13 protein-coding genes are annotated in these 15,311 nt (G+C 40.7%); 1 reads left to right on the forward strand and 12 read right to left on the reverse strand.

Going from position 1 to position 15,311, the window contains the following annotated elements; translation table 11 throughout:
• Positions 1 to 2: 2 nt before the first annotated feature.
• The 12 genes from AC6CIB_RS22245 to AC6CIB_RS22300 all read right to left on the reverse strand — a co-directional run bounded on the left by AC6CIB_RS22245 (position 3) and on the right by AC6CIB_RS22300 (position 14,483).
• Positions 3 to 1,463, reverse strand: a complete 1,461-nt coding sequence (locus AC6CIB_RS22245; protein WP_498284400.1) for a UDP-N-acetylmuramoyl-L-alanyl-D-glutamate--2,6-diaminopimelate ligase — start codon at positions 1,461 to 1,463, stop codon at positions 3 to 5.
• A gap of 223 nt (positions 1,464 to 1,686) precedes the next feature.
• Complete coding sequence (locus AC6CIB_RS22250) at positions 1,687 to 3,603, reverse strand: stage V sporulation protein D (protein ID WP_498284402.1); 1,917 nt, start codon at positions 3,601 to 3,603, stop codon at positions 1,687 to 1,689.
• 233 nt (positions 3,604 to 3,836) lie between these two features.
• Complete coding sequence (locus AC6CIB_RS22255) at positions 3,837 to 6,038, reverse strand: penicillin-binding protein (protein WP_498284404.1); 2,202 nt, start codon at positions 6,036 to 6,038, stop codon at positions 3,837 to 3,839.
• Positions 6,038 to 6,400 (reverse strand): cell division protein FtsL, encoded by a 363-nt coding sequence (gene ftsL / locus AC6CIB_RS22260; RefSeq protein ID WP_498284406.1) that lies wholly within the window; start codon positions 6,398 to 6,400, stop codon positions 6,038 to 6,040. Before ftsL ends, AC6CIB_RS22255 begins: the two co-directional genes overlap by 1 nt.
• 26 nt (positions 6,401 to 6,426) lie before the next feature.
• Positions 6,427 to 7,362 (reverse strand): 16S rRNA (cytosine(1402)-N(4))-methyltransferase RsmH, encoded by a 936-nt coding sequence (gene rsmH, locus AC6CIB_RS22265; RefSeq protein WP_498284408.1) that lies wholly within the window; start codon positions 7,360 to 7,362, stop codon positions 6,427 to 6,429.
• A 38-nt stretch (positions 7,363 to 7,400) separates the two neighbouring features.
• On the reverse strand, positions 7,401 to 7,832 hold the full coding sequence (gene mraZ, locus AC6CIB_RS22270) for a division/cell wall cluster transcriptional repressor MraZ (protein WP_148968656.1): 432 nt from the start codon (positions 7,830 to 7,832) through the stop codon (positions 7,401 to 7,403).
• 250 nt (positions 7,833 to 8,082) lie between these two features.
• Positions 8,083 to 9,702, reverse strand: coding sequence for a bacillithiol biosynthesis cysteine-adding enzyme BshC (gene bshC / locus AC6CIB_RS22275; RefSeq protein ID WP_498284410.1), 1,620 nt, complete (start codon positions 9,700 to 9,702; stop codon positions 8,083 to 8,085).
• 90 nt (positions 9,703 to 9,792) lie between these two features.
• Positions 9,793 to 10,179: a DUF3397 domain-containing protein gene (locus AC6CIB_RS22280; protein WP_498284412.1), complete on the reverse strand. Its 387-nt coding sequence runs from the start codon at positions 10,177 to 10,179 to the stop codon at positions 9,793 to 9,795.
• Position 10,180: 1 nt separating this feature from the next.
• On the reverse strand, positions 10,181 to 11,077 hold the full coding sequence (locus tag AC6CIB_RS22285; protein WP_498284414.1) for a 2-dehydropantoate 2-reductase: 897 nt from the start codon (positions 11,075 to 11,077) through the stop codon (positions 10,181 to 10,183).
• 137 nt (positions 11,078 to 11,214) lie between these two features.
• Entirely contained in the window at positions 11,215 to 12,756 is a 1,542-nt protein-coding gene (locus AC6CIB_RS22290; RefSeq protein ID WP_498284416.1) for an acyl-CoA carboxylase subunit beta, read from the reverse strand.
• An 85-nt stretch (positions 12,757 to 12,841) separates the two neighbouring features.
• Positions 12,842 to 13,057 (reverse strand): biotin/lipoyl-binding carrier protein, encoded by a 216-nt coding sequence (locus AC6CIB_RS22295; protein ID WP_498284418.1) that lies wholly within the window; start codon positions 13,055 to 13,057, stop codon positions 12,842 to 12,844.
• Between the two features lie 76 nt (positions 13,058 to 13,133).
• The gene (locus tag AC6CIB_RS22300; protein ID WP_498284420.1) at positions 13,134 to 14,483 is read right to left on the reverse strand and encodes an acetyl-CoA carboxylase biotin carboxylase subunit; all 1,350 of its coding nucleotides are present in this window, start codon (positions 14,481 to 14,483) and stop codon (positions 13,134 to 13,136) included.
• Between the two features lie 230 nt (positions 14,484 to 14,713).
• On the opposite strand from AC6CIB_RS22300, the gene AC6CIB_RS22305 reads away from it, so the two are divergent.
• On the forward strand, positions 14,714 to 15,190 hold the full coding sequence (locus AC6CIB_RS22305; protein WP_498284422.1) for an N-acetyltransferase: 477 nt from the start codon (positions 14,714 to 14,716) through the stop codon (positions 15,188 to 15,190).
• Positions 15,191 to 15,311 lie beyond the last annotated feature (121 nt).

Consider the following 15,311-nt stretch of genomic DNA (forward strand, 5'->3'; position numbering starts at 1 on the left):
TCTTACATCCCCTTTATGATTTGTCTGACCACTTCGCGGTCATCGAAATCGTATACGTTGTTTCCTATAATTTGATAGGATTCATGACCTTTCCCAGCGATCAGGACAATATCGTCAGCTTTTGCAAGACTTAAAGCCACTTTAATTGCTTCTTTCCGATCAACTATTAAATGATACTGTTTGCCGACCACTCCAGATTCCATATCCTTGAGTATACGATTAGGATCCTCCGTTCTTGGATTATCAGAGGTGAAGATAGCAAAGTCCCCATATTCACAGGCAATCTCTGCCATTATAGGCCGCTTTACCTTATCACGGTCTCCTCCACACCCGACCACCACAATAACCTTTCCCTTTGTTATCGTTTGGATGGTTTCTAATACATTTTTCAAACCATCTGGAGTGTGTGCGTAATCAACGATAACCGAGAAGGGCTGGCCTTCAGAAATCGTTTCAAACCGTCCCCTGACTCCACGTGCGCTCTCCAGGCTCCTTACGCTGTCTTCGATGGGTATACCTGCTGCACTAGCTGTTGCAATCGCAGCCAAAGCATTATACACATTAAATTGCCCCGCTAATTTTAATACCATCTCACTTTCTCCAAATGGTGAAACGAGTGTAAAAGTGGACTCTGTTGCTTTTAGGACAATATCTCTGGCATAGAAGTCAGCAGAAGGAGACAGACCATATGTAAAAACATGTGCGGCCGTAGCTCTGATAAAATAATCAGCTGCTTCATCGTCCTTATTAATGATGGCGTATTTGGGGGATTTCTTAAAATAAGTATTCCCTAATTGTGAAAACAATAAGCCTTTTGCATTTCGATAATCCTCCATGGACTTGTGATAATCCAGATGATCCTGAGTCAGGTTTGTAAACACGGCAATATCATAGTCACAGCCGTGCACCCTGCCCTGATCTAACGCATGTGAAGAGACTTCCATAATTGCAGAGCGTACCCCTTTATCACAAAACTGCTTAAACGTTTGTTGGAGCGTTAAGCTGTCAGGAGTCGTATTATGACTTACTTGTAACTCATCCCCCACTTTTATATGCAATGTACCGATTAAACCGGTCTTCATTCCACAGTGTGTAAGCACCTGGTCAATCAGATGGGTGGTCGTGGTTTTCCCATTTGTGCCTGTGACCCCGACCAACAAAAGCTGATGGGAGGGCTGCTTATAAAAGTAGTCTGAAAGAATGGCCATTGCTTTCTTAGTATCCGGAACGATAATAACCGGCACGTTTGCTTCTATGCTCCTCTCAGCGAGAATCGCAGCTGCACCGTTCTTCTCTGCCACCGGGGCGAGTGAATGGCTATCAACCTCTAATCCGTTAATACAGATAAATAAATCACCATATTTCACTTTCTTATGGTGGTTAGCGATGTTTGAAATAGCTGGATTCCCTTCACCCTCTACTGAGAAAAACGGCAGTACTTCCAGCAAAGTGTGCAATCTCATCTTTTCAACTCCTCACAGGTAGAAAGCAACCTTTTTATATTTTACAAAAAAATGCGTATGAAAGCTATCAACCTTTTAACTTAGTTCGTTATGATTATGAAAAAATGGCAGTCTGCCACACTAATTAAAGAAAAACGGGGCTATCCCTTAAGGATATAAAGCCCCCAGCATAAATAAAAAGTATATCACAAATTCACAATCATGTTGACTTTCTCCCCTTAAATCATTCCGAAAGATACACCCTCACTTTTGAGCCTTGCTTGATCTTCACTCCAGGATCAGGAGATTGACTAACCACTTTATCTCCACTTCCACTTACATCCAGATCAAGATTTACTAACTGCTCCTGTAACTCTTTTTTCGTTAATCCAACTAAGTCAGGGGTTTCAATCAATGGAATATCAGTCCACGTCATCTCTTTCTCAATTTGACCTTTACGTTTCGGTACTCCCATTGCTTCTAAACTATCGCCTATGATACTACCTCCAATAGGGGCTGCTACGACTCCACCGAATTGAATGGTGCCTTTCGGATTATCGACAGCCACGTACACGACAATTTCAGGGTCATCCGCAGGCGCTACTCCCATAAAGGAAACGATGTGATTGTTTTCTAAGTATTTACCATCCTTTGCTTTTTGAGCGGTTCCCGTTTTCCCACCTACCCGATAACCATCTACAAAAGCTTTCTTACCGCTCCCTTTTGCTACAACACTTTCCAATGCTTCACGAATCTGTTTTGATGTTTCTTCTGAAATGACCCTCTTCTTCATTTGAGGTGTCTTTCTCATCACCACTTCTCCAGTTGAAGGATCAATCAACTCCTTAGCTATATACGGTTGATACAGGATTCCTCCATTGACGGCTGCTGATACAGCCGCTACCTGTTGAATCGGCGTGACGGCAACCCCCTGACCGAAGGCGGTCGTAGCTTGTTCTACAGGACCCACACGGTCAAGATTAAAGAGAATCCCTTTCCCCTCTCCTTGAAGATCAATGCCGGTCTTTTGTCCAAAACCAAAGTCATGAATATAGCTGAATAGCTTTTCTTTCCCTAATCTCTCACCTAATTCGACAAATCCCGGGTTACATGAATTTTGGACCACTTCCAAAAATGTTTGGGTTCCATGTCCTCCACGTTTCCAACAATGAAGGGTGGATCCGGAAACTTCAACATGACCGGGATCATGGAATTTTTCTTTATAAAGATCCACCTTATTTTCCTCCAGCGCTGCGGCAAGAGTAATGATCTTAAACGTTGAACCAGGTTCATAGGTGCTCCAAATCGGTAAATTCCGGTTATATATTTCCTGGGGTACATTCCGGAAATTCGCCGGGTCAAAAGTCGGCCTGCTTGACATCGCCAATATCTCGCCATTATTAGGGTTCATAGCAATGGCAATAATTCCATCGGGGTTGTAAGTCGCTTGAGCAATATCCAATTCACGCTCCACGATGGTTTGGACTTTCGTATCAATCGTAAGCTTTAAATCATGGCCGTTTTCTGGTTTTTCAAAGTCATCTGCCATATCAGGCATTCTTTTTCCTTTTGCGTCGGAGAAAAATTTGACATACCCTTTATCTCCACTAAGCTCTTCATCATATGACAATTCAAGTCCCATCAGCCCCTGATTATCAATTCCCGCGAAGCCAAGCACATGGGATAGATAACTGCCGTATGGATAATAACGTTTAGAATCTTCGCCTAAGTAAACCCCTTTTAAATTTAGGTCCCTGACCTCTTTTGCTTTTTCATATGAGATCTTTCTCGCTTCTTTAATCAACACCATATTGGCACTCTGTGTAACATATTTATATGCAGATTCTACTGAAATATTAAGAACAGCTGCCAGTTTATCCGCTGTTCCCTGAGGATCAGTGATTTGTCTTGGAACGACAAATATCGTCGGGGCACTTTGGTTTCCAGCTAGTTCTACCCCATTTCGGTCTACTATTTTTCCTCTCTCCGGTTGAAATGGGATATTTCGACTCCAAGAGTCCTTTGCTAAACTTGTAAGCCAGTCCCCTTTAAAAAACTGAACATATCCCAGCCTTATATCAATAATGGAGAAAATCAGGACTCCTACTACAAGCGCTACTGCTAACCTTTTCCTTACCGTTACATTGGATACTCTTTTCACTTATGGAACCTCCCCTTCTATGGCTCGTTCCATTATATGCTTGGACTTATTTGGGTATGTTCGAAATCCATGAATGGATGAGGAAGGCGTACTCATTCACGTCAAAATTAATCGATTGCTCCCATAAGAAAAAGGGCGACTTCGATGTGAATGGCACTCATACCTAAATCGGTTCAAAAGAAATCGATCCAGGTACTGGTGAGTGAGTCACATACATAAGTCAGCCCTTTTATTTAGTTTAGCGGTTGTTCTTCCGTATTCTCATCTTCATCTTGCTGTACTTGTTCTTCCGGAGTACTAAAATTAACCACTAAAGGCTCTTCTTTTTCCACAGGAACCCCCGGTTGAATATTTTGACTGACGGCATAGCCGTTTCCAACCAAATTGATCTTCAAACCTGCAAGATTTGCCACTTTAAAGACATCCCTTACAGACCATCCCTTCATATCCGGAATCGTGATGTCCCCGTCGGTTTTGATTACCACTCTTTCCCCTTCAAGTATCGTACCGCCAGCTTGGGGTAGCTGCTTGATAACACTCGAACCATTTCCAACAACAACTGGTGAAGCCCCTGCTTTTTCCAGCTCTTTTTTAGCCTCTTCCACACTCATTTCTTTCGTATCAGGAAGAGACTGTTTTTTCAAACTCACTTTTTCCTGAGGTTTAATATTTAAGTATTTCAAGCTATTTTGCATGACAGGTTTGAACACAGCTGCTACAGGATCTGAACCGATTTCAGTCGGTTCTAATTCGGGTTGTTGAATACCCACATAGACGATTAACTGAGGGTCATCAGCCGGTGCCATACCCATGAAGGAAAATAGATACTTTTCTTTCCCGTACATATACCTTCCTGTTTCTGGATCAGGGATTTGCGCAGTGCCTGATTTACCTGCAACGCGATAGCCTTCGATAGCAAAACGGGTTCCTGTCCCTTCCTCAGAAGTTACAGTTGATTCTAAGTATTCCCGTACTTTTTCAGCCGACTCTTTCGTAATTGGATTTCCAGCAACTTTTGGTTTTGTTTCTTCAACCACTTTCTTCGTATTTGGATCTACAATCTTTGAGATAACATAGGGCTGCATCATTTTTCCGTCGTTCGCAATAGCCGACTCCGCTTGAATCATTTGAAGCGGGGTAACGGTTGTACCTTGCCCAAAGATCGTGGTGTATTTTTCAATTGGGTAATGATAAAGGATAGAACCAGAAGCTTCATGTGGTAACCCCACACCTGTTGGTTCACCAAATCCAAAACTACTTAAATACCCTTCGAACTTTTTAAAACCTATTTTGTCCAATAAATTCGCAAATGCCACATTAGAAGATCTCTGAACCCCTTCTAAGTAAGAAATCGTTCCCCAGCCTTCTCCACCATTATGGTCCCTGATAGGATTAGGAACATTATCAACATAATATTTACCGGATTCATAGGCTTCGTTCGGGTTAAACTTCCCTTCATTTACAGCCGCTGCCAATGAAAAAGCTTTCATAGTCGAACCTGGCTCAATCGTTTCCTCCACAATAAAGTTTGTCCAATTGTCAAGTAAACCTTCTCTCGTATCAGGGTGAAAGGTAGGTCTTTGTGACATCGCTAATATCTGTCCTGTTTTTGGATCTGATACGATCGCAAACATTTTCTTTGGTTTATATTTCTTTTGCACTTCATTCATGGCCTCTTCTAAGAATGTTTGAACTTTCTTGTCGATTGTAAGGTAAATATCGTTTCCATCTTGTGGTGATGTTACATGCTCATCTGCATTTGGCAATAAATATCCCCAAACATCACTCTTATATTCTACCGAACCGTCCTTGCCACTTAACACATCATCAAAGCTTGCTTCCACACCCATTTTCCCTACTGTTTTGGAATCACCGTTATCCGCCGTGGTTTTTTGTGCAAAACCAATTAGATGAGGTGCGAAGGAACCATTAGGATAAAATCGTTTTGTTTCTTTCCTGAATGTGATTCCAGGTATGTTTTCTTCTCTAATCTCCAGCATCATCTGATGAGTTAGATCTCTACCTGCAGAACCAAATTCCACCTGATATGGTCCTCTTTGATTAAGTCGGTCATATATTTTGCTCTCCTCCATATCAAGGTATGGAGCCAAAGCCTTTGCTGTTTTCCCGGGATCTGTTACATGCTTAGGTTTTTTTGGATCACTCGTGATGCTCGGATCTAAAATGGCAACGAGTGTATAGGCAGAAGTATCCTCCGCAATGACTTCACCTTTCCCGTCAAAAATCGTTCCCCTGTGCGCTTCTAAAATGTGACTTTTTATATATTTTTTTGCCGCTTGTGATGCCAGGACTTTACCTTCAGCTTCCCCGGTGACCTGAATCGTGACAAAGCGAACCATTAATACAAAAAAGAGCAAGCCGAAAATCCCGAAAAGGATGGCTGCCCCTATGTTCATACTTGGTCTCTTTTTCATTAATGTTCAACAACCTTAACGTTCTTTTCTTTTAAATTAAGTCCAAGCTCTTTCGCCTTTTCAAGAATACGCTCATACGTACTAAGTTCACTTACTTGAATCTTAAGGTCATTATTTGCCTTTTCCTGCTTTTCAATGGTTGTTTCAACGTGCTGGACTTCTTTATTCACATCATAGATGGCAGCCTGTGTTGTCACAATCTGAACGGCTAAGAAGCAAAATACTGCTGCGAAAATGGCTACAAGGATCTTTTCCCCCGGTGTGATGACAGATCTTCTCTCTTCACTCAGGCGCTTGGGCTTGGCTTGAACGGATTGATTCTCAACTTTTTGCTGCTCATACTTTCTGGCTAAGTTACTCAATATTCTCCCTCCTGTTTCCTTCTATATTATATATTTTTTTCTGCAATTCTTAATTTAGCTGACCTAGCGCGATTATTTTCTTCTAATTCTTCATCACTAGGCAGGATCGGTTTTCTTGTTATAAGCTTAAGCTCTGCTTCATATCCCTCTGGAATAATCGGTAAACCCGGAGGCAAGTCAGGACCTGATGCCTTCTCCTTGAACATCGTCTTGCATATACGGTCTTCGAGGGAATGGAAGGTAATGACACTCACTCTTCCTCCTTTATGAAGAAGCTCTATCGCTTGCTCGAGAGAATCTTCAAAGGATCCAAGTTCATCGTTCACGGCAATTCGTATGGCTTGAAAGACTCTCTTAGCAGGGTGACCACCTTTTCGTCTTGCAGGTGCAGGAATACCATCCTTAATGAGTTCAACAAGTTCACCCGTTGTTTCAATCGCATTAATATCTCTTGCCGCTTCTATCTTTCTCGCTATTTGCTTTGAGAACTTCTCTTCCCCATATCGATAAAATATCCGAACTAAGTCTTCAAACGACCAATGATTAACTACATCATAAGCAGTTACTTCACCTTGCAAATTCATTCTCATATCGAGAGGAGCATCATGGTGATAACTAAACCCTCTTTCTGGAGTATCCAGTTGAGGCGATGATACACCCAGGTCGTATAGAATCCCATCCACACTATGTACTCCAAGTTGTTCAAGTTCTTCCTTTAGATTTCGGAAATTTGATTGAACGAATGTAACTCTATCCTGGTAGGAGGAAAGCTTTTCTTTTGCGTGGTTGATGGCTGTTTCATCCTGGTCGAAGCAATACAGATGCCCTTCCGGTGATAATTGGCTCACAAGATACTCGCTGTGCCCTGCTCCACCCAGAGTACAATCTACATAGACTCCATCTTCTTTAATATCCAGACCATCCACCGTTTCTTTTAATAATACAGTTGTATGTTTAAACATGTTGACTTCACCTTTCCAATCGAACGTTTTGTGGGGGGCTAAATATCAAACCCTACCATATTCTCTGCAAGCTCAGCAAATGAATCTTCAGACTGTGTGAAATAGTCTTCCCATAATGATTTACTCCAAATCTCAATTCGATTGGAAACTCCTAAAATAATGCATTCTTTATCTAATTGTGCATAATTCACAAGTGTAGCAGGAATATTCACCCTACCCGTTTTATCTAATTCGCTCTCAGTTGCTCCCGAGAAGAAGAATCGAGTGAAGGCACGGGCATCTTTTTTTGTCAGTGGTAGGGCTTTGAGCTTGTCTTCAAGAGCTCGCCACTCATCCATGGGATAACCAAATAAACATTGATCCAGCCCTCGGGTAATGACAAATGAATCTCCGAGGTGATCACGGAACTTGGCAGGTACGATTAAACGGCCTTTATTATCAATGTTATGTTGATATTCGCCCATGAACATATGCACTGCCCCCACTTTCTAACACAAATGTACCACATCCCCCCACTTTTCTCCACTCTTTTCTAAATTCTTTACTTGCAAAATATTTCCTCTATTTTTCATTAGTGTTTTTCTCTCTTTTCCAGACAATTTTTCACAGGTGAAATTTGTCTTTATACAACGTAAAAAGGACCTAATTCGCAATTTGAAACGAATTAGGTCCTTTTATTTTTTTGCTTGTCGAGACAATTAATACCGTGCGAGTCTTCAATTAGATATATACCACTTTGTGAGTCCCATCAAATGTGAATTCAAGAAGTGTCAGGTCTTTTACAAAATCAGGTCCGTATTTGTTTAAGAAATAAAGGACATTCCACGTTCTTTCCTGTGGGCCTTCATTTGGTCTGATGCTGTTTTCCACCTTCATGAATTGATTAAAGGTTAATGAATTCTTATCCTTCAAGGCTTTGTCCACTTTGTTACGTAGATAATCAAATTGACTCAAGTGGAATTCAAGATTCTTATCAATGATCGGATGTAATCCTTGATCAATACTAACTGCCTGTTCGCGAATCCTTTCATATTTACGCTGTAGTTCTTCCTGGATTTCCTTCATTTCAAACTCTAAATCTGGGCGCTCGAGGGATTTCCAAAATGCATCACGAGCCGTAGAAACTCCTTCTGTAATCACTCCATGCAGAGTCAATTGAAGATCTTGGATTCTCTTATCTATTTCTCGTTCCACTATTGTTATATTTAACCTTGGGACAACCGGAGGCATTTTCAAGTCCACAAATTCAAAGGCTTTTTTCAATTCACCCCAATAGGCAATTTCGCCAGGGCCGGCCACAAATGCGAGTGTTGGAAATAACCATTCTTGCATCATGGGTCTAGTGACAACATTATTGCTGAGTGATTCTGGACTTTCATCCAGAATCGATAGCAATTCAAGACTGGAATATGCTTTACCTCTATTCTTCTCAAAGAACTTATTTCCTTCTCTTTCTAACAAAGCACGTTCATTCTGAAGTTGGATAAAGAGATTGGCGGCTATAGGGGAAATGTCCAATTGAGTTCCATACCCATTTTTCCGGATTTCTACTTGTTGCTCAAGCACCTTATCTGTGATGGATTGACTGTTTTCAATCAAATGGTGAAAATGTCTTGATTCAAGCTTCCTTAATAGTGGATAGGCAGAATCGATGACCAATAAGCCGAAATCTTTGAATAAGTTCATCACAAAATGGGCAAAGAATCGAACGATATCCTCTTCTTCGTCAATCATTTTAGTCAGGTCAGTTGCCAGCTGTTTTGTATGCTCTGTTTCTCCCAGTATCACTAATATGTCATCAAGCCATTTCTTCATTACTGTTTTTTTATACGTAATATTAGAGGTCATTTTCTTTTCTACTATTCTCTCCGGATATCCGATCTTTTCAAGCTTTGATCCTTTTTCAATGTAAATATGATTCACTTCTTGATAATCATGATCTTCACCCGCAATCCAAAAAACAGGTACCACAGGATGCTTTAACTCAGCTTCCTGCTGCCTGGCTAGTTGAATGACCGAAATGATTTTATGTATTGTGTAGAGTGGACCAGTCAATAGACCGGCCTGTTGCCCGGCGATGACGGTTACTGCATCGTTTCTCAATTTCCCCAACGATTCTTCTACCTTTTCAGATGACGGCAATGACTTCATATAAGAAGATATACATTCTGCAAGATCCTTTCTCTGAAACTGACGAGAAGCTAAATCTTTCATCCGATCAGAATAGACGGAAGAACTGTTTACGTTATAGTGGAAAAAAGAAGTGACTGGCTCTTCTTGTTTTAAGTATTGAGAGGCGAACTGATTTATTGCTGGAATGTTTAAGCTTTCCACTTCCATTTGAATTACTCCTTTTCTAGCACTTTATATCCTAACGATGAGTATATCATTCCACATTAAGAAAAGGAAAAAACTTGCCTGTTGTTTTTTCTAATACAAATCTAGAATACGGAGGATCAATCCTGTGATCATTAATGTTATATAAGCCGTGAAGAATAATAGAAAGTTCAGACGCCAGAAACCTCTCAGCACCTTAGGGTAGTGAATCTCCCCCTTTGCTTTCCAATACAAGATGGCAAATAGAACTCCAATGAAGCAAATGATAAGGAAGATCAGCCATAGGTAAGAGGTTTGCCAAATGGCGATGACGATGAAGTGAACTGAGACGATTAATAGAAAGGTTGTAACATCGATGGCCAGATGAACTGCTTTCCGATGGTTTTTCATGATCTCTTTCGCTAGAATGAAACTGATGAAATATCCCAAAAATGGGATTAACACAAATATGGCAATGATGGTCGAAAAAATTGAAGCCATTTTATCCCCCCAGACCTTCTCTTTCAATTCCTTTAACTAATCTGTATACTACATTCATGATGGGTACAAAATGGTGTTCTTTTTGTGCTTTTTCCAGAAGAACGCCTAAGATAGACTCTATCTCAGTTTTTCTTTCAGATTCAATGTCTTTTAGCATGGAAGACCTGTTTTGGTATGTATTTTTGCAAATTTCCTCCACCCCTTCAAAGGAAACGATTCTATCCATATGAGGAAATAGGAGAAGCAGTTCTTGGAATAAGTCCCTTTGTAATTGATGCAGATACGGGTTTTCAACCAGCTTCCCATTCCTTACCCGGGCCAAAGCCGTCAGAGGGTTAATTAGTACATTGACGAATAACTTAGTTAGAAGCATTTCCTCAAAGTCTTGTTTTAGTAAAAATGGAAAAGAAGGAATACTCTGTGATACTAATTCTTCTACAACTCCCCATTCTCCTTTAATTAAAGCAAGATTTGTCTTTGCTTCTCCTAAATGATGGAGCTCGTGGTCGTTTTCTTTCAGAGCGCCATGCTCTACCGAACCCGCTAGTAAATTGTGGTGGGGCAAAGATTTCACCCATCCCAAATGCCCAATTCCATTTTGAAGAAATAATAGTGGTTGATTCTTATCCATAAGCTCTAAAACATTTTCCAGAGGTTTTAAATCATATTCCTTCACTGCCACAATGACGAAGTCAAACTTCCAGGGAACTTCTGTAAGAAGATCTGAGTGGACTTGCGTTGTGAATGAAGAGCCTCCTTTATGTATAGTTATACCGTTCATTAAAATGCTCTGAACCTGTGCCTCTCTCCTTACAATAAGTGTGACATCAAACTTTTGGCCCAAATACCCTGCAAATAAAAGCCCAACTGCTCCTCCTCCAACGATTCCTATTTTCATAATGACTCCTTAATCGTACATATTTTTAAGAATAGTTTACCAAATTTACGGCAACTAGAAAACCATATGCCAAAAGAATCATTCTTTACTCAAAAGAAAAGACTCGTCCCAAAGGAACGAGCCATACCTAACATTGTTTAAACAGGATATACGGGATGTTTTCTTTCACTAAATTGAACATCTTTGCTTTCATATAGTTTATAACGTTGAATTAATACAGAACGCAATTCATTCGGTGCTGTAATTTCATCTACAATTAATTCCGATGCCAATTTATAAATATCGATATGCTCTTTATATTCCTTCTGCTTTTCTTGAACATATTGAATTCTCTCTTTAGGATCTTCGATAGCTTGTATCTTATTTGAATAAACCGCATTTACGGCTGCTTCCGGTCCCATTACAGCAATTTGGGCTGTAGGGAGGGCAATACAAACATCCGGATCAAAAGCTGGACCCGCCATTGCATATAGACCGGCGCCGTATGCTTTTCTTACAATGACAGATATCTTCGTAACCGTTGCAGAGCTCATGGCAGCTATCAACTTTGCTCCATGGCGAATGATCCCAGCTCTCTCCACTTTTGTCCCTATCATAAACCCAGGCACATCAGCCAGGAATAATAACGGAATATGGAAAGCATCACATAACTGAATGAATTTCGCCCCCTTGTCTGCAGAATCATGGAAAAGGACTCCTCCCTTTACCTTTGGCTGATTGGCAATGATCCCGATCACTTTACCATCCATGTGCCCGAAGCCCGTGATTAATTCAGGAGCGAAAAGTTTTTTCATTTCAAAGAAACTTCCTTCATCAATTAATGTATCAATGCAATCGTACATATTAAAAGGTGCATTTTGATGTTCCGGGATAATGTCTTCTAACAGCTTCTCATTCTTAGGAGCGAGACCTTCCTTAACGGCAGGCTTGTGCTGATAATTCGCTGGGAAATAACTTAAATATCTCTTCGCTTCTTCAATCGCTTCCTCTTCAGATGCTGCAAGAAGATCTCCACATCCACTGACAGTGCAGTGCATTCTTGCACCACCCATTTCTTCAAGCGTTACTTTCTCACCGATCACTTTCTCTGCCATACGAGGAGAACCAAGATACATAGACGCATTCCCATCAACCATGATCACTATGTCACAAAAAGCAGGGATATACGCTCCACCAGCTGCTGAAGGACCAAAAAGAACACAAATTTGCGGAACCATTCCTGACATTTTCACTTGATTGTGAAAGATCTTACCTGCCCCACGGCGATTAGGGAACATATCTAACTGATCGGTAATACGAGCTCCGGCTGAATCTACTAAATAAAAGATAGGTACTTTTAAATTCAGTGCGGTTTCTTGAATCCGAATGATTTTTTCAACGGTTCTCGCTCCCCATGATCCTGCTTTAACTGTGGAATCATTGGCCATTACACAAACCGTCTGGCCTCCAACCTTTCCAATTGCTGTTACGACTCCATCCGCCGGCAGATCTTCGGCCTTATTGTTTGCAAACATACCATCTTCTTGATAATCCCCATTATCAAATAATTGTTGAAGTCGATCACGAACAAACATCTTTTTCTGTTCTTTCAATTTCTCATGATATTTCGGCTGACCACCCGAAGTAATCCTTTCTCTCGTTTGTTCAAGAGTGTTGATGATCATTTTAGATGTCGACATAATATCCCCTCCGTCGTTTTATGTAAATGCGTAAACAAGTCAGAGATGTGCACATCATCTCTGACTTAATGTTTGCATACTCGAGTTAACCTTCAATAACGAGTAATACATCCCCTTCATTGACAAAATCCCCTATACTCACTTTAATTTCAGAAACCTTCCCACCCGTTTCAGCTTCAACAGGGATTTCCATTTTCATTGATTCAAGCATTAAGACAGTATCTCCAACAGACACTTCCCCACCTTGTTCTACAAGTACATTTAAAACCGTTCCTGCCATTGATGATGTGATTTCCTTCATGATTGATTCCTCCAGTTTGTTCTCTTTTAGTAGAATTCTTTACAGACACTACCATAATGCCCTGCATTTATTGTTCTTACGTTTGGTTGGCCGTTAAAAAGTCCTGAAGCCATTTCGTTGTATAAGATCCTTCAATAAAGCCGCTGTCTTCAATGATATCCTTGAAGAGAGTGACATTTGTTTTAACACCTTCAATGGTTACCCCTTCAAAGAAGACCATGGCTTTATGTAATGCGTCCTCACGGTCATCTCCTTTGATGATACATTTAGAAATCATCGGATCATAGAAAGGAGTGACTTTGTTTCCTTCTTCATAACCGCTATCAATTCGAACATCATCCCCTTTACCCCATTGTAAGGCCGTTAACTGACCTGGAGACGGGTAAAAAGTCTTTGGATCCTCAGCATATACCCTGAACTCAATGGCATGACCGTTTACATGGATTTCCTCCTGTTTGCATAGAGGAAGTAGCTCTCCAGAAGCTACTAAAAGCTGCCACTTCACTAAATCTAATCCTGTGATGGATTCAGTGACAGGATGTTCCACTTGAAGTCGTGTATTCATTTCCAAAAAATAAAAATTTTCCTCATCATCAACGATGAACTCAACTGTTCCAGCATTCGTATAGTTGACTGCTTTACCAGCTTGGATAGCAGATGCAAACATTTTCTCCTTCGTTTCTTGAGAAAGCCCGGGAGAAGGTGATTCTTCTATCACTTTTTGGTTTCTTCTCTGTACAGAGCAATTCCGCTCAAAAAGATGCACTAAATTCCCATGATGATCTCCAAAGATTTGTACTTCAACGTGTCTCGCATTTTCAATACATTTCTCAAGAAAGACTTCCTCTTTCCCGAAATAGGCTTTAGCCCGGTTTTTAGTAGAATCGAAGCTTTGAACGAGCGCTTGCTCATTTTCACAGCGAATCATACCGATCCCCCCGCCTCCACCACTGGCTTTCAACATAACAGGATAACCAATTTCATTTGCTACACTCTTGGCAACATCGATGGTTTCCACTCCTCCATCACTTCCAGGCACAACGGGTACGGACGCATCTTGCATCACTCTTCTAGCCTCTACCTTGTCACCCATCTTTTCGATGATATCATGAGCAGGTCCAATAAAGGAGATGCCTTCTTCTGCTACTCTTCTGGCAAAGTCCGCATTTTCTGATAGGAGACCATATCCGGGATGGATCCCATCCACTTTTTCCTTTTTCGCTACATCGAGTATATTGTCCACTACCAAGTATGAGCGGTTCACTTGTGATTCACCTATGCGGTGAGCAATATCCGCTTCTTTAACAAAGGGCATATCCTGATCTGCATCGGAATAAACCGCGACTGTTTGAATGTTTAATTGTTTACAGGTTTTAATAATTCTTGAAGCAATTTCTCCCCTATTTGCAATTAGAATCTTCTGCACAATCTCTCCCCTTTCTTTATAGAACACACTGTTCATATTACGAATTCTACAAAAATCGTCGAATTCCTTCTTCTTTATTGTAAACGTTTTCTTAATTAAGTGCAGAATTTTTTGTTTATTTGTTATATAATAATAATAAATACTTGCTTGATCACACGATCAGCTGCAAACGGATACATGATTCATCATGTTTTCCAGATTAATTTTTCAGCATTTTAGGAGGTCATACGATGGCAATGAAAGTGGAGAAATTAAAAGTAAACTATAAAACTCTTGAAGAGTTTAAGAAATTTAAAGAATATGGTGTACAGGAATTGTCCATGTTAGAAGACTTACAAGCAAACATTATTGAAAATGATAGCGAATCACCATTTTATGGAATTTACTTTGGCGATACGCTGGTTGCCAGAATGAGTTTGTACCAGCGCAATGCCCGATTTGATCAGTACTTCGATCCTCCCCAAAATTACTTGGAACTATGGAAGCTTGAAGTATTACCAAAATATCAAAACAAAAGCTACGGAAAAATGCTGGTAGAATTCGCAAAAAGCTTAGGTTTACCTATTAAAACAAATTCCCGTATTAAGTCCCAGGGATTCTGGGAGAAAATGGGCTTCGAAGCCGTAACATACGAAGTGGAAAGAGATTTAGGCGAAAATCCATACGTATGGTTCCCTGAAGGAGTCACAGAACAGAAAATCAGTTAAATACTAAAGCGGAGGTGGCTCGTCCAGAGGCGACAAGCATATGACGGACCTACCGGAAAGGCGTTCTTTGCCTTTTTGGTAGGTTCGACTTATGACCTCGAGCCTCTAGCCGCCGTAGCTA

The organism is Rossellomorea sp. GQ25 (assembly GCF_059758515.1).